Annotated in this window: 14 protein-coding genes and 1 pseudogene; 4 read left to right on the forward strand and 11 right to left on the reverse strand. The window is 63.3% G+C overall.

The genetic code is table 11. The annotated features are described in order from the left end of the window. Positions 1 to 33: 33 nt before the first annotated feature. The 10 genes from AC1DD7_RS09155 to AC1DD7_RS09200 form a co-directional block, all read right to left on the reverse strand. Complete coding sequence (locus tag AC1DD7_RS09155) at positions 34 to 591, reverse strand: dihydrofolate reductase family protein (protein ID WP_477514687.1); 558 nt, start codon at positions 589 to 591, stop codon at positions 34 to 36. A gap of 25 nt (positions 592 to 616) precedes the next feature. Next, a complete protein-coding gene (locus AC1DD7_RS09160) occupies positions 617 to 1,561 on the reverse strand; it encodes an ABC transporter permease (protein WP_224088454.1) in 945 nt (314 codons plus the stop codon). Next, positions 1,551 to 2,282, reverse strand: coding sequence for an ABC transporter ATP-binding protein (locus AC1DD7_RS09165; RefSeq protein ID WP_224165081.1), 732 nt, complete (start codon positions 2,280 to 2,282; stop codon positions 1,551 to 1,553). The genes AC1DD7_RS09160 and AC1DD7_RS09165 overlap by 11 nt, the downstream gene beginning before the upstream one ends. Before the next feature lie 100 nt (positions 2,283 to 2,382). After that, positions 2,383 to 3,534 carry an ABC transporter substrate-binding protein gene (locus AC1DD7_RS09170; RefSeq protein ID WP_477514688.1) on the reverse strand — a complete coding sequence of 384 codons (1,152 nt, stop codon included), beginning with the start codon at positions 3,532 to 3,534 and terminating at the stop codon, positions 2,383 to 2,385. 228 nt (positions 3,535 to 3,762) lie between these two features. Next, positions 3,763 to 4,716 carry a homocysteine S-methyltransferase gene (mmuM, locus tag AC1DD7_RS09175; protein WP_477514689.1) on the reverse strand — a complete coding sequence of 318 codons (954 nt, stop codon included), beginning with the start codon at positions 4,714 to 4,716 and terminating at the stop codon, positions 3,763 to 3,765. 112 nt (positions 4,717 to 4,828) lie between these two features. After that, positions 4,829 to 6,232 (reverse strand): sulfate adenylyltransferase subunit 1, encoded by a 1,404-nt coding sequence (locus AC1DD7_RS09180; protein WP_477514690.1) that lies wholly within the window; start codon positions 6,230 to 6,232, stop codon positions 4,829 to 4,831. Beyond that, entirely contained in the window at positions 6,233 to 7,294 is a 1,062-nt protein-coding gene (gene cysD / locus AC1DD7_RS09185) for a sulfate adenylyltransferase subunit CysD (protein ID WP_442004535.1), read from the reverse strand. It abuts the gene before it with no gap. Then, positions 7,291 to 8,034 (reverse strand): phosphoadenylyl-sulfate reductase, encoded by a 744-nt coding sequence (locus tag AC1DD7_RS09190; RefSeq protein ID WP_477514691.1) that lies wholly within the window; start codon positions 8,032 to 8,034, stop codon positions 7,291 to 7,293. Before AC1DD7_RS09190 ends, cysD begins: the two co-directional genes overlap by 4 nt. Further along, the gene (locus tag AC1DD7_RS09195) at positions 8,031 to 9,773 is read right to left on the reverse strand and encodes a nitrite/sulfite reductase (protein WP_477514692.1); all 1,743 of its coding nucleotides are present in this window, start codon (positions 9,771 to 9,773) and stop codon (positions 8,031 to 8,033) included. The genes AC1DD7_RS09190 and AC1DD7_RS09195 overlap by 4 nt, the downstream gene beginning before the upstream one ends. A gap of 152 nt (positions 9,774 to 9,925) precedes the next feature. Continuing rightward, a complete protein-coding gene (locus AC1DD7_RS09200) occupies positions 9,926 to 10,693 on the reverse strand; it encodes a sirohydrochlorin chelatase (protein ID WP_477514693.1) in 768 nt (255 codons plus the stop codon). Here AC1DD7_RS09200 and AC1DD7_RS09205 point away from each other — a divergent pair, their 5' ends adjacent. The 4 genes and pseudogenes from AC1DD7_RS09205 to AC1DD7_RS09220 all read left to right on the forward strand — a co-directional run bounded on the left by AC1DD7_RS09205 (position 10,694) and on the right by AC1DD7_RS09220 (position 13,522). Beyond that, positions 10,694 to 11,365 carry a trimeric intracellular cation channel family protein gene (locus AC1DD7_RS09205; protein WP_477514694.1) on the forward strand — a complete coding sequence of 224 codons (672 nt, stop codon included), beginning with the start codon at positions 10,694 to 10,696 and terminating at the stop codon, positions 11,363 to 11,365. A gap of 13 nt (positions 11,366 to 11,378) precedes the next feature. Further along, complete coding sequence (locus tag AC1DD7_RS09210) at positions 11,379 to 11,801, forward strand: hypothetical protein (protein WP_477514695.1); 423 nt, start codon at positions 11,379 to 11,381, stop codon at positions 11,799 to 11,801. Positions 11,802 to 12,652: 851 nt separating this feature from the next. Continuing rightward, positions 12,653 to 12,781 (forward strand): annotated as a pseudogene (locus AC1DD7_RS09215) (type IV toxin-antitoxin system AbiEi family antitoxin domain-containing protein); the annotation flags it as partial. Between the two features lie 276 nt (positions 12,782 to 13,057). Further along, a complete protein-coding gene (locus AC1DD7_RS09220; RefSeq protein ID WP_477514885.1) occupies positions 13,058 to 13,522 on the forward strand; it encodes an endonuclease domain-containing protein in 465 nt (154 codons plus the stop codon). 130 nt (positions 13,523 to 13,652) lie between these two features. Here AC1DD7_RS09220 and AC1DD7_RS09225 read toward each other — a convergent pair whose 3' ends face one another. Beyond that, a complete protein-coding gene (locus tag AC1DD7_RS09225; RefSeq protein ID WP_431116084.1) occupies positions 13,653 to 14,756 on the reverse strand; it encodes a polyprenyl synthetase family protein in 1,104 nt (367 codons plus the stop codon). Between the last annotated feature and the right edge of the window lie 2 nt (positions 14,757 to 14,758).

Below are 14,758 nucleotides of genomic sequence, written 5' to 3' on the forward strand. Positions count from 1 at the left end.
CCGGGACAACAGCGGTAGGCGCCCGGTAATTCCTCAGTCGGCGCGTCGGTAGTGCATGGCCACTGCGCCGTTGCTGAGCGGCTCGGCCGAGATCAGTTCGAGGCGCCTGGTGCTGGGCAGTCCGCCCTGGTACAGAGTGGGACCGTGGCCGGTGATCATGGGGTGGACCAGGAACTTGTACTCGTCGATGAGGCCCAGTCGGTCCAGCTCGGTGGCAAGTTTGCCGCTGCCGACAAGAACGCCGTTAGGAGTCCCGTCCTTGAGATCCTGCACCGCAGTGCGCAACTCGCCGACGAGGTGATGGCTGTTGGTCCACGGGAAGTCGCTACGGGTCGCCGAGACCACGTATTTGGGCTTGGTCTCCAGTTTGAGGGCCCAATCGCGCATGGCTGGCGGCGCGTCGACGTCGCCACGGGCCACCAGGGGCCAGTAGTCCTCCATCATTTCGTACGTGGTGCGGCCCCAGAGCATCGCGCCGCTCTCCTCCAGGAGCCGGGTGAAGTGGGCATGCGTCTCGTCGTCGGCGATGCCCTCCCGGTGGTCGATGCAACCATCCAGTGTGACGTTGATGCTGAACGTTAGAAGGCCCATGCGGTGATTCTAGCCAACAGACAGCTTAGCGGCTGCTGCCCGCCAGCAGACCGCGACGCTGCAGCAGGCGCTTCTCGATCGGGCCGAAAACGAGGAGCTCGATCAGGATGCCCACAGCCAGGATCAACAGGATCGCGGACATGACCACGGCCATGTCGGACAGCGCACGTCCTTGGTCAAGCAGCGAGCCCAAGCCGAAGCCAATGGTGCCACCAACAGCGATGATTTCAGCGGCCATCAAAGAACGCCAGGAGAACGCCCAACCCTGCTTCAATCCGCCGATGTATCCGGGAAGTGCTGCGGGAAGCACAATCTGCAGGGCCATCTGCAGCCGGTTCGCGCCGAGCACAGTCCCCACGCTGCGGTATTGCGGCGGGATCTGGTCCACACCGGAGATGAGGCCATTGATGATCGACGGAATGGCACCCATGAGGACAACGAAGTAGACGGTGGCATCGGTCAGGCCGAACCAGATGATCGCGGCCGGTACCCAGGCCACGGACGGAAGGACCTGAAGCCCGGAAATCAGCGGGCCAAACGCACGGCGGAGAGGAGCAACCTGCGCCAGCAACAAGCCCACAGGCGTAGCAACTACTACCGAAATCAGGAAGCCGATCAACCCGCGCTGCAACGAGGTCCATACCGATTCCTGAACCCTGCCTTCGCCCCAGAGCGTCACCAGCTGGTTCAGCACGTCAAGGGGCCCGGGCACCTGGTCACGGCGCTTGAGGCCGAGTGAAACGTAGAACTGCCAGGCGAGGACGAGAACTACCAAGGCAGCGATCGGCAGCAGTACGCGCTTCCATTCGATACCGGCTTTGCGCCCGGTATCGGACTGGAGGTTGTCCAGGCCCGCTTCGAGGTCGCGCAGTTCGGAGGGGTTGCCCTTCAAGGACGGCGACGTAATGTGCTCGCTGGATTCGCTCACGGGCAGGGTCCGCTCTTGGGTAGTGGTGGGGTTACTTGGCATGGCGGCGGATCTCCTCGCGTAGCCGGCGGGTAATGACTCCGGTCAGCTCCCCAGCACGACCAGCATCAGTTCGGTGTTCTTCGGTCACATCCCATTCGGCCACGACACGTCCGGGACGCGAAGACAAAAGCAGCACGCGCTGGCCCAAGCGGACAGCCTCACGAACGTTGTGCGTCACGAACACGATGGTGCGGCCCGTTTCCTTCCAGATCCGCTCGAGTTCGTCGTGCAGGAGATCGCGGGTAATGGCATCAAGGGCGGCGAAGGGCTCGTCCATCAACAACAGCTGCCGGTCCTGCGCCAAAGAACGTGCAAGGGCAACGCGTTGCCGCATGCCACCGGACAGTTCGTGCGGACGCTTGTCGCCGGCACCGCCGAGGTGGACGAGTTCCAGCAGTTCGGTTGCCCGTTCGCGGCGGCTGGCTTTGGTGCTGGACTTGTCAGCCAGCTGAAGTGCGAGCTCGATGTTGCCTCGCGCCGTCAACCACGGGAACAGTGCCGAGTCCTGAAACATGAAGGCCGCGCCGTCGCTGGGCACCTCAAGAGCGCCTGACGTCGGATGCTCAAGTCCCGCCATGATGTTCAGTAGCGTGGACTTCCCGCAGCCGGACGCACCGAGGAGGGCGACGAACTCGCCCTGCGCGATCGTGGCATTGACGTCGTCCAGCACCGGGGCGCCGTCGCCGAAGCGCTTGCCCAGGTTCTCGAGTACGACTGGCATGGTCCCGTCCTTCGTGTTGATTGGTGGAGCTGATATGGCTGAAGGCCGGCCCGCTCCCCCACCCGTATTCCGGAGGGGAAGCGGACCAGCCGATTGGTGCTTAGTCCTGGCCGAGACCTGCAGCGGACGTCTTCTTGCCCTCTACTTCGTTCAAGGCCCGGAGGTCGAAGATGCCGTTGATATCGGCAGCCTTGGTGGTGCCGGCGTCTACGCCGTCCTGGAGGAGCTTCTTGTACGTTCCGGCGAGCGGATCAGTGGTGAAGGTGATGTTCTTCAATGCGCGGTCGATCACGTTGGCGGGAAGCGGCTTGCCAGCCGTGTCCTTGAGGACAGCGTTGATGGTGCTGGCCTTCTCCTCCGGCGAAGCGGAGTTCAACCAGTTCACGGATTCAACGTGGCCCTTGAGCAGTGCCTTCACAGTCTCCGGGTGCTCAGTGGCGAACTTCTTGTTCACGATCAGGATGGTGGTGGTGAATTCGCCCTTGTCCCACAGGTCCTTCTCGTCCACGAGTACCTTCGCGCCTGCTTCGAGGACCAAACGGGAGGCCCACGGCTCAGGCAACCACGCGCCGTCGAGCTTTCCGTCCTGGAAGAGCTTCAGCGTCTGGGCGTTTTCGGTCGGGTTGATGTTGACGTCGCCGCTGCCGTCAGGGTTGGTCTTGTAACCCTGGTGGCCCAACCATGCGCGAAGGGCTACGTCCTGCGTTCCGCCAAGCTGCGGCGAGGCGAGGACCTTGCCCTTGAGGTCTGCCGCGGAGTTGATTTCGGGCTTGACCACCAGCTGGGCTCCGCCTGCTGCGGCGCCGGCGATGATGCTGACGGACTCGCCGTTGCTCTTGACGAACGAGTTGATGGCCGGGTTGGGGCCGATGTACGTGGCGTCGATGGCGCCGGCGTTCAACGCCTCGATCGCGGCAGGGCCTGCGTTGAAGATCTGGGTGCTGAGCTTGGTATCGCCGAGGTCCTTGGCGATGATGCCCTTGCTGATGCCCACCAGGGCGGGGCCGTGCGTCACATTGCTGAAGTAGCCGAGCTTGAGCTCAGCAGCAGGCGACGTTGTGGGAGCTGGGGCAGCCTGGTTGTTCTGGGAGACGACGGAGGCTACTGCGGCGCCAGCACCGATGAGCAGGGCCAGGCCGACGGCCAGGCTGATCTCAAGGGTGCGGCGGCGCTTGGGCTTGGGTGCGGTCTCACCGGCGACGATGCGGGTGGTGCCGGAATCGGGTTTCTGTGACTCGGGGGTGTTTGCCATTGGGGAGGTCCTAAGGAGATGTGGAATGCGAAGGGGGGCGAAGATCAGGCCCCGTAACATCGCCCGTCGAGGGCAAGGAAGGACCATTCCGGAAAGGTCATGCCTTCACAGTAGGGACTGTCATATTTCGGCTTCAATCCCATGGAAACCAAGGTTCACGCAGGGTCACGTGACGTCATATTCGGCGGCAGGCCTTCAAAGTTGCATCGCGTTGTGCGGCACGTGCGTTCACGCAGGGTCACCCGGCGTCATGTTTGCTGCCAGCTCCGCAATGTCCCGCGGCGTCGTGCGGCAGCAGCCACCGATCAGCCGGGCTCCCCGCTCGCGCCAGTCAGCGGCGTTCCCGGCGAGGGTAGTTGTGCCCTGACCACCCGCGGAAGGGCTCCACGTCTTCGTAACGGCATCGTAGGTCTCCCCGGAGTTCGGGTATGCGACCAACGGTTTGTCCGATACTTCGTTCAGCGTCCCAAGCGCCGACGTCACCAGCTCCAGCGGCACACAGTTGACCCCGACGGCGGCCACCCGCGGCTCCGTACGGAGCAGCGCAGCCACCTCAGCCAGAGGCGTTCCATCACTGATGTGTTCCGCATCCCGCAGGGTGAACGTGAACCAGGATTCGACGTCGAACTCCGCCACGAGCGCCAACAGAGCCTCCGCTTCGGCGAATGACGGCAGCGTCTCGCACGCCAGGAAATCGGCACCGGCTTCCACAAGTGCGGCAATGCGTGGGCGGTGGAAATCCATGAATTCCGTGCTGGACAGCGTGTAATCGCCCCGGTATTCGGAGCCGTCAGCAAGGTAGGCGCCGTACGGTCCCACTGATCCTGCCACCAGGAGCGGGCCGCTGGAAGGGTTTGCCTCGGCGTGCTCGCGCCGCGCTTCGTCGGCAAGCTGCACGCTCAACGCCACCAGTTCCAAGGCCTCGCGCTCCCCCAGGCCGCGACGCGCGAACCCCTGGGGAGTGGCCTGGTAGCTGGCTGTGATGGCCACGGAGGCACCGGCGTCGAAATAGTCGCGGTGGACCTGCTTGATCAGGTGCGGCTGCTCCAGCAGAACCTTGGCGGACCACAAGGCGTCCTCAAGATCACAGCCATGGGCCTCCAATTCCGTGGCGAGGGCCCCATCCAGGACGAGGTCCTCGCCGGAGTCCAACAGGGTGCTGAGTGCTGTGTTGTGTGGCATGTAGTGATCTTCCTGCTTAATCGCTCAATGAAAAAACCGCAGCTTGTTCGAAATCCCCGCCGTACAAGGCCGGGAATTTCGAACAAGCTGCGGTCTATCTGACTCTTCGACCTTAGATGACGTAACGCTCGTCCTCGTGGTCGCCCGGGTGGTCCTTGACCAGGCCGGCGGCAAGCGTGTTGCCGTCCATGGGATCGATCACCAGGAACGCGCCCGTACGGCGGTGGTGCAGGTAGTTCTCCAGCGGCAACGGTGCAGCCAGGCGAAGCTGGGCGTGTCCGATGTCGTTGAGCTCAAGGCTCGAAGCAGGCTCAACGTTGAACGTAGCCAGGTCCAGCTTGCCTGTGACGTTACGGACCAAAGCCTGGACCGTGCGCGTACCGTGCTTCACCAGAACCTTCTGGCCTTCGCGCAGGGGCTTGGGCGAGAGCCATGCCAACGATGCGTACAGGTCAGCCGTGCTTTCGCGGACCGTGCCTGCGGCAGCGATGGTGTCGCCCCGGGCAATATCGATCTCGTCAGCCAAACGAACGGCAACGGACTGCGGAGCAGCCGCTTCCTGAAGTTCCTTGCCAGCGAAGTCGATGCCAGTAATCCGGGTGATACGCGGCTCGTGGCCAGGGCTCAGCACAGTGACGTCGTCGCCAACCTTGACGGAACCCTCGGTGATCTGGCCGGCGTACGCACGGTAGTCACGGTAGGCCTCGACATCCAGCCCGCCAGCCACAGCATCAGGCGCCAACGCACCCTGCGGCCGGATCACCAGCTGCACCGGGAAGCGGAAGCTCTCCAGTTCAGCCTCAAGCTCATCGGCTGCCGGGAGGGTTTCAAGGACCTCAAGCAGTGCAGGACCGGTGTACCAGGGAGTGCGCTCGGAGCGGTCAACCACGTTGTCGCCATCAAGCGCAGAAACCGGAACCACCAGCAGGTCAGCAACGCCATCGGAACCGAGTCCCAGCTCGCGGGCAACCTTCTGAACGTCGGTCTCGATGTCGCGGAACACCTGCTCGCTGAAATCGACGAGGTCGATCTTGTTCACGGCCACGATGACGTGGGCAACGCGCAGCAACTGCAGCACCGACAGGTGCCGGCGGGTCTGCTCAAGAACACCCTTGCGGGCGTCAATGAGTACGACGACGGCATCCGCAGTGGACGCGCCCGTCACCGTGTTCTTGGTGTACTGAACGTGGCCGGGGCAGTCCGCCAGGATGAAGCTGCGGCGATCCGTCGCGAAATAGCGGTACGCCACGTCGATCGTGATGCCCTGCTCGCGCTCGGCACGAAGGCCATCGGTCAGGAGGGCAAGGTCGATCCCACCCTTGTCCCCACCAAAGCCGCGGTCGGCAGACGTCCGGGCAACGGCGTCGAGCGTGTCAGCAAGAATGGCCTTCGAATCGTGAAGGAGGCGGCCCACCAAAGTGGACTTGCCGTCATCCACCGAGCCGGCAGTAGCGAAGCGGAACAGGGTTGTGGGCAGGGCTGTTTCCAGGCCGGCAGCCAGTGTTTCGATGCTCATTTAGAAGTAGCCGTCCTTCTTGCGGTCTTCCATGGCTGCCTCGGAGATGCGGTCATCTGCTCGGGTGGCGCCACGTTCGGTCAGGGTGGAGGCAGCGACTTCAACTACGACGTCGGCCACGGTACGGGCATCGGACTCGACGGCACCAGTGCAGGACATGTCGCCCACGGTGCGGTAGCGAACCAGCTTGGTGATGACTTCCTCGTGCGGCAACGGTTCGGAAACCTCGCCTACCGCACGCCACATACCATCGCGGGCGAAAACCTCACGCTCGTGGGCATAGTACAGGCCGGGGAGCTCGATGTTCTCACGCTCGATGTAGCGCCAGATATCCAGCTCGGTCCAGTTGCTGATGGGGAACGCACGGACGTGCTGGCCCACGGTGTGGCGGCCGTTGTACAGGTTCCACAGCTCGGGGCGCTGGTTACGCGGGTCCCACTGGCCGAACTCATCACGGAGGCTCAGGATGCGCTCCTTGGCGCGGGCCTTGTCCTCGTCGCGACGGCCGCCGCCGAACACGGCGTCGAACTTGTTGCGCTGGATGGCATCAAGCAACGGAACAGTCTGCAACGGGTTGCGGGTGCCATCGGCACGCTCGGCCAGTTCGCCGCGGTCGATAAACTCCTGCACGGAGCCAACAACGAGCTTCAGGCCAAGACGCTCAACGGTGCGGTCGCGGAAGTCGATGACCTCCGGGAAGTTGTGGCCCGTGTCCACGTGCAGGACCGGGAAAGGAACCTTGCCCGGCCAGAAAGCCTTGGTGGCCAGGTGCAGCATGACCACGGAATCCTTGCCGCCGGAGAACAGCAGCGCAGGCTTCTCGAACTCGGCAACAACCTCGCGGATGATATGAATCGCTTCGGACTCGAGGGTGTCCAGTGAGCTCAGGCGGGACGAGCCGCCGTCTGCCGCCCCCGCCCCTGCGCCGCGCGGCTGATCTTCGATCAGCCCAGCGCGCGGCTCCGACAGGCCCGAAGCCACTCCCTGGGCGGCAGACGGCGTCTCTAGGTCGCTTTCCAGCACGTCCAGCTCCAGTTCCTCGTTCGTGGTTTGAGTGCTCATGTGTGTAGTCCGCATTCTGTCTTGTCGGATCCTGCCCAACGGCCGGCACGGGGATCTTCACCCGGGGCCACCTTGCGGGTGCAGGGCTGGCAGCCGATGGACGGGTAGCCCTGGCTCAGGAGTGGGTTGACGGGAAGGATGTTGTCCTCGGAGTACTCCACCAGCTGATCGAAGGTCCAGTCGACCATCGGGTTCACCTTGACCAGGCCAAAGCCCTCATCCCAGGTGATCACCGGCGTGTTGGTGCGGGTGGGTCCTTCGTCGCGTCGAACACCGGTGAACCACACCTCATAGCCGGCAAGCGAGCGGCGGAGCGGCTCTACCTTGCGCAGCGCGCAGCACTGGGCGGGGTCGCGGGCGAACAGGTCCTTGCCCAGCAAACGGTCCTGCTGTTCCACGGTGTTCTCCGGGAGGACGTCCACCACATTGACGCGCAGGTTTGCCGCTACTTCGTCGCGGGTCTCATACGTTTCCTTGAAGTGGTAGCCGGTTTCGAGGAACAAAACGTCGACGCCTGGAAGCTGGTCCGCGACCAAGGCCGGCAGTACGGCGTCGGCCATGGAGCATGCCACGGTTACTGCGGGCAGCTCGAAGTTCCGGGCCACCCAGGCGATGACATCGCGGGCGGGCGCGTTCCAGCCAAGCTCTGCAGCTCCGGCTTCGGCCAGTGCTTTGAGTTCTTCGTGTGAGCGCAAAGCGGGCCGTGCGATCGGGTTCGGGAGCGTCTGGGGATCTGTCACTGGAGGTCTCCTTCATCTGCGGAGAGTGCCCACTCTGCGAAGGTCTGGCCCTCGGCGCCAACGGCGACGAATTTGCGGACCACACGCTCCACGTAGTCGGGCAGGTTTTCGACCGTGACCTTGAGGCCGCGGACAGTACGTCCCAAACCGGCTTCCTCACGCTCGTTGTTAGCCAGCCCGCCACCGAGGTGGACCTGGAAACCCGGGGTGGGGTCGCCGTCGGGCGTTGGCAGCATCATGCCCTTGAGTCCGATGTCCGCAGTCTGAATGCGGGCGCAGGAGTTGGGGCAGCCGTTGATGTGCAGGGACAGTGCCTGCGGGAGCTGCTTGCTCTCCACGAGGTCGGCCAGGCGGCGTTCCAGTTCAGCGATGGCGGTTGCCGCGGTGACCTTGGTTTCCACGATGGCCAGCTTGCAGAACTCGATGCCGGTGCAGGCGATGGTGCCGCGGCGGAACACGGACGGACGGGCGGAAAGGCCCAGGGTGTCCAGTTCAGCGATGAGGGGCTCCACCTGCTCCTTGGCGACGTCCAAGATGACGAGCTTCTGGTGAGGAGTGGTGCGGAGTCGGTAGCTGCCGTGCTGTTCCAGCGTGTCGGCGAGCTTCACCAGGGACTCACCGGAGGTACGTCCCACGGTGGGGGTCACGCCGATGAAGAACTTGCCGTCCTTCTGCTCGTGGACGCCGATGTGGTCTCCGGGTGCCGTGGGCTTGGGAGCGGCGGGGCCGTCCGGGAGCTTGAAGCCGAGGTATTCGTCTTCCAGGATCTGGCGGAACTTGGCGGGGCCCCAGTCGTTCATCAGGAACTTCAGGCGGGCTTTGGTGCGCATGCGGCGGTAACCGTAGTCGCGGAAGATGCTGGTGACGCCGAGCCATACTTCAGCGGCGACGTCGGCCGAGACGAACACGCCAAGGCGTTCGGCCAGGCGCGGGTTGGTGGACAAGCCGCCGCCAACCCAGAGGTCGTAACCGGCACCGAGTTCAGGGTGGACAACACCCACCAGGGCGAAGTCGTTGATCTCGTGGACCACGTCCTGGGACGGGTGCCCGGTGATCGCGGTCTTGTACTTGCGCGGCAGGTTGGCCAGCTCGGGGTCGCCGATGAAACGCTCGGCGAGCTCGTGGATGAGCGGCGTGGGATCGATGATCTCGTCCTTGGCGATGCCGGCAACCGGCGAACCCAGGATGACACGGGGAACGTCGCCGCAGGCCTCGGTGGTGGACAGGCCGATGGATTCAAGGCGGCGCCAGATTTCCGGCACGTCCTCCACGCGGATCCAGTGCAACTGGATGTTCTGGCGGTCCGTGAGATCGGCCGAGCCGCGGGCGAAGTCCACGGAAATCTGGCCGATAACGCGCAGCTGCTCGGTGGTCAGCGCACCGCCGTCAATGCGGACGCGAAGCATGAAGTACTTGTCTTCGAGCTCGTGCGGCTCAAGTGTTGCGGTCTTGCCGCCGTCGATCCCGGGCTTGCGCTGGGTGTAAAGACCCCACCAGCGGAAGCGGCCATGCAGATCGGTTCCGTCGATCGAGTCGAAGCCCTCTTTGGAGTAGACAGACTCAATCCGCTCACGAACGTTCAGTCCGTTGTCTTCCTGCTTCCAGGTTTCGTTGGCGTTGAGCGGCGCAGTGCCATCAACCTTCCACTGGCCGTGGGGCTTGGCGGCAGGGCGGGTGCGTGCTGGGCGCGAGGGGACTGCGGAGTCCGCGGGCGCACCGGCTACAGCTGTATCTGTCATACGTCGACTTTAGGTGTGGCCAGTTTTCGTCAGCAAAGGTCCGGAAACGCTAAGTCACCTAGGGAAACATTTCGTCACGAACACGCCAGCGGCCTTGTCCCAAGGGCCGGTATATGCAGGTCCTTTTTGGGCTCCCACCGCGCAAATAAAGGTTAGGACGCCCTTGCCAACACGGCGTCGTAACGCTCCAGTGCTATCTCCGCGAGAACCGGCGACGGCAGCAAGGGAGCCGTAACAATGTCCGCTCCAGCCGTGGCGAGCTGGTCGTGGAAGTAGCCGGTCGCCAGCAGGTACGAGGCGACGAAAACCCTGCCGTTTGTCCCGTCGTCGGCGAGTTCGGCACGCAAGGAGGCGACGCCGTCGGGCACTGTTGGCTGCGCGCTGGCACCGTAGGCCACCCGCACCTTGTTCGGCAGCAGTTCTGCGAGGAGTCGCGCCTGCTCCTCAGAGTCCACCGAGCCGTCCGGAAGGGACGATCCCGCGGCAGCCAGCAACACGCCGTCGTTCTCCTTCAGCCCGGCGGCGCGCAAATGAGTGGCAAGCAGCTCGGCCAGCCGCGGATCCGGACCCAGCGGCCTCGCGGCCACTACTTCCGGCCGGCTCTTGATCGCCTTGGGCACGTCAACCTTGATGTGGAAGCCGGTACTCAGCAAAAGCGGTACGACGACGGCGGCAGTCCCCTCCGGCAGGCCCTCCACCACGCCGGACAGCTCAGGCTCCTGCACGTCCACGTACGCCTCAAGGACCTGCAGGCCCGGACGCAGGGCTTCGATTTCGGCCATGACGCGGCGGATGGCGGCCTGGCCTTCGGCGTTGCGGGTTCCGTGGGCACAGGCGATCAAAACGGGGCTGTTCATGGGAGCTAGCGTAACGTTGAGCCAGCACCTACTGAGAGTCGCAGGCAGAAAGAACCCGTCCACTTGATTTCCATCGACATTGTCCTTCTGTGGCTTGACCTGGTCGGCGTGTTTTTCTTCGCGGTCTCGGGTTCGCTGCTGGCAGCCCGCAAACAATTCGACATCGTGGGTTCTGCGCTCCTCGCGTCCATTGTGTCGCTCGGTGGCGGTGCGATCCGCGATGTCGTCATCAACGCCGGACCCCCTGTTGCTTTCACAAACCCCATCTACTTGATCCCGCCACTGCTCGCTGCGCTGCTGGTCTACTTCCTGTTCTCTTCGGTGCAGCGCTTCACATCCCTCTTAACACTGTTCGACGCCGGCGGCCTGGCCCTGTTCTGCATCACCGGGACGTTGAAGGCACTCACGGCCGGGATGAATCCGGTTGCGGCGATCCTTTTGGGTGTCACCACCGCAGTTGGTGGCGGCCTGTTGCGCGACATCACCGCCAACGAGATTCCTACCCTTTTTGATGCCCGCGACATCTACGCGCTACCTGCGTTTGTGGGAGCCGGATTGACCACCCTGCTCTGGCACCTTGGCCTGTTCAGCGGGCTCACCGCATGCCTGGTGGCCGGCATTGTTTTTGCCTTCCGCGTCACAGCCTGGAGGCGCAGTTGGTACGTTCCCCTGGCCGTGCGCGGATGGCAGCGTGCAGGCACCGGGACGGGCGCAATTTCGGGTGCCCGCGATTAGCTAGGATAAGAGCATGACTGACATGTTCCTCGAGAAGTTCCGCGCGCTGGTCCCAAAGTATCTCGAGGATGAATGGCAGGAAGAAGACGGCCTCACACCAGAGGAACTGGAAGAGGCCCTCACTGATCACTCGTTCACAATCCCGCTGGCTCTGCGCGAGTTCTACCTCGCCCTCGGCGGCTGCGAGGACCTCATGGAGGCGTATCACTACTTCTGGGATCCCGAAGAACTCGAGGTGGACGACGAAGGCTTCCTGATGTTCCTCGAGGACGAAGAGGAACAATTCACCTGGGGCTTCCGCATCGCCGATGTCAGCGTCCCGGACCCCATCGTCTGGCGCCGCAACAACGCCCGAGGCCAATGGAAGAGCGAAGAAGGCACGTTCTCCGAGTTCGTCTTCGACATGTTCGAGTGGGCGTTCAACGACGAAGACTAGGTTCTGACTGGCGGCCCCTGCGCTCCCCTTTGTTGGGGGCGTGGGGGCTGTTTTTGTTGGGGCCGTTGTTGTTGTGGGGGCTGAGGGGCTGTCGGTTCCTGACCATGTTTGGCTTGGGCTGAGCCGTTGTGCACCCTAATTGGGTTGCATCTGGGCTGCCGATCCTCCAAAGAAGGTCACGAAGCCACGCCCCGCCGGCGGCCCCAAAGCCACGCCAGGCTGGCCGACACCACGACGCCGGCGCTCACCCTGGCCCTACCCCGCGCCAATCGCTGAGGGCTGTGGCTTCCTGACCATGTTTGGCTTGGCCTGAGCCGTTGTGCACCCTATTTGGGTTGCCTCTGGGCTGCCCGACCTCCAAAGAAGGTCCCGAAGCCACGCCCCGCCGGCGGCCCAAAAGCCACGCCAGGCTGGCCGACACCACGACGCCGGCGCTCACCCTGGCCCTACCCCGCGCCAATCGCTGAGGGCTGTGGCTTCCTGACCATGTTTGGCTTGGCCTGAGCCGTTGTGCACCCTATTTGGGTTGCATCTGGGCTGCCCGTCCTCCAAAGAAGGTCACGAAGCCACCGCTCCACTGCCGTCTTGCTGTTAAACGGAATGGCCCCGGTCCGCTGCAACGTTACGAGTCATACGCTGCACCGAACCGGGACCACAATCTCCGTTCGCATCAGACCCACCGGAGGCATTTAGTGGATCCGTGAATAGCTTATGACAAGTCTGTCACATATGCAACTTTTGGCGTCAATGATTTTCCAACAACCAAGATCTTATTTACGGACCCGTGGAGTTATCCACATAGCTGCAAAACACCAGCACATTCAGGGTTGAAAGCACGGAAGCATGACCGAATGAACCTCATTGAATTCCTTCGGTCTCGACATGGAGCTGCCAGAACCACAGATCTCAGACGGGCCGGTTTTACAGAACGAGTGCTGTGCGCTGCCACAAGGTCGGGGACAATCGAGCGCCTTCAGCGGGGCGTTTATGTCAGCAAGGGAGCAGACCCCGACGTCGTTGCGGCCTTTCGGGCGAATGGTCGCCTTACGTGCATCTCGGCTGCGCGGTTCTATGGGTTGTGGACGCTTCACGAACCGGAGATCCTTCACCTGGCTTGCGGTAACGGTCTACCCAATCCAGCAGTGGTTAATCACGCAGTAGCCCTTCATCCACGCCACCCATATCTCCCTGTCGTCGGGGTGGCCGACGCTCTGATGCACGCCCTTCGATGCCTCCCTGAGTTGGAATCATTAGTCATGGTTCAAAGCGCGATTGCCCTTGCCTTGCTCACGCCGGACTACCTTCGGACGAGGCTGACCGGGAATCGGAATGGCCGCTCCCGGGCAATCCTCGATCTAGTCCTGCCAAGAGCGGATTCGTTGCTCGAAGTTCTGGCCCACACTCACTTCGTGCGGGCGGGGCTGAGTGTCCGCATGCACGTGCAGCTGCCCGGGGTTGGGGAAGTCGACTGCCTGATCGACGACTGCCTGGTCATCGAACTCGACGGCAGCACCCACTTGGAAGGCAAACAAGTGAAGAAGGACCAATATCGAAACAATGCCAGCATCCGGGGCGGCCACTTGGTCCTTCGCTACTACTACGCGGACGTCGTTCATAACCCTGAGCGAATGGTGTCCGAGGTGCTCGCTGTCTTGGCCAACCGGGAAGCCGGCCACTTCGGACCGTCACGTTTGCTCTCCAAGTGGGTATCGGCGTCGTAAGCTACCGGCCAGCGCGTGGCGTCCTGACCCACTTTGAAGCCAAATCAGCCACCACTCAACCTAAAAAGGGTGCACAACGCCCAATCGGAACCCAAACAAGGTCAGGAACCCACAGCCAGAAAGGACGAAGCTAGCTGCTCCGGTCCACCACTGCGTGCGCGAAGTTAGTCAGCGACGCCTTCACAACGCCCTCCGGCAGCGGCGCCAAGGCGGCAACCGCCTCGGCGGACCACTGGCGGGCGATTTTCCAGGATTCGGTGGTCACCGGGTGCTCGCGCAAACCAGCCACGGCATCGGCAAGGGCGGCATCAGACGTCAAGTCCCCGTCCACAAGTTTCAAGAGCGCAGCCGCTGAGGAATCACCTGCAGCAGCATCGCGGCGCAGCAGCAGCACGGGCAGTGTGGGAACACCTTCGCGGAGGTCGGTGCCCGGGGACTTTCCTGACTTGACCTTAACGCCGGTGACATCGATGACGTCGTCGGCGAGCTGGAAGGCCACGCCAACCTTCTCGCCGTACTCAACCAGGAGGTCCTCGTACGCGGGATCGGCACCGGCGAAGATCGCGCCGAGTTGGCCGGAGGCTGCAACCAGGGATCCAGTTTTGTCGGCGATGACGGACAGGTAGTGCTCCACTGCGTCTTCGTCCTCGCGAGGGCCGACGGTTTCGTGGAGTTGGCCGAGGCAGAGGCGTTCGAAGGTCCGGGCCTGGATGCCGAGAGCACGGGAGCCGAGCTCTGAGACCAGGATGGAGGCGCGGGCAAAGATGAGGTCGCCGGTGAGGATGGCCACGGAGTTGCCCCACACTTCGTGGGCGGTCGGAGCGCCACGGCGGAAGGGTGCAGAGTCCATGACGTCGTCGTGGTAGAGGGTGGCGAGGTGCGTCAGTTCAACCACAACTGCAGCCTGGACAACCTCCGGACGCGAAGCATCTCCAAGGTGCGCGCACAGCAGAGTGAGCAGCGGACGGATCCGCTTGCCGCCGGCTTCCACCAGGTGGCGCGACGTTGCGTCAGCAAGGGGATCGGAGTTGGAGATGGCTTCGCGAAGCTTCTTTTCCACGCGGGCGAGGTTGGTGGTGATGGCTGGGCCGAGTTCGGCGTCGCCGGCGATGGCGGCAAAACCGGCGGGCAGCTGGAGACCCGTTGCGATCGCGGTGGTGTTGGGGGCAGGCTCAACAGAGTCCGGCAGGCCGTGCCCGGCATGCGTCCAGCTGTGTTCGGCAGAGTTCGTCACGG

This window comes from Paenarthrobacter sp. 10L412 (assembly GCF_056395565.1).

Bases quoted from the DNA above. Each gene is read 5' to 3' on its own strand.
- AC1DD7_RS09155 (WP_477514687.1), bottom strand. From the start codon at position 591: ATGGGCCTTCTAACGTTCAGCATCAACGTCACACTGGATGGTTGCATC.
- AC1DD7_RS09160 (WP_224088454.1), bottom strand. From the start codon at position 1,561: ATGCCAAGTAACCCCACCACTACCCAAGAGCGGACCCTGCCCGTGAGC.
- AC1DD7_RS09165 (WP_224165081.1), bottom strand. From the start codon at position 2,282: ATGCCAGTCGTACTCGAGAACCTGGGCAAGCGCTTCGGCGACGGCGCC.
- AC1DD7_RS09170 (WP_477514688.1), bottom strand. From the start codon at position 3,534: ATGGCAAACACCCCCGAGTCACAGAAACCCGATTCCGGCACCACCCGC.
- mmuM (WP_477514689.1), bottom strand. From the start codon at position 4,716: ATGCCACACAACACAGCACTCAGCACCCTGTTGGACTCCGGCGAGGAC.
- AC1DD7_RS09180 (WP_477514690.1), bottom strand. From the start codon at position 6,232: ATGAGCATCGAAACACTGGCTGCCGGCCTGGAAACAGCCCTGCCCACA.
- cysD (WP_442004535.1), bottom strand. From the start codon at position 7,294: ATGAGCACTCAAACCACGAACGAGGAACTGGAGCTGGACGTGCTGGAA.
- AC1DD7_RS09195 (WP_477514692.1), bottom strand. From the start codon at position 9,773: ATGACAGATACAGCTGTAGCCGGTGCGCCCGCGGACTCCGCAGTCCCC.
- AC1DD7_RS09210 (WP_477514695.1), top strand. From the start codon at position 11,379: ATGACTGACATGTTCCTCGAGAAGTTCCGCGCGCTGGTCCCAAAGTAT.
- AC1DD7_RS09220 (WP_477514885.1), top strand. From the start codon at position 13,058: ATGGTTCAAAGCGCGATTGCCCTTGCCTTGCTCACGCCGGACTACCTT.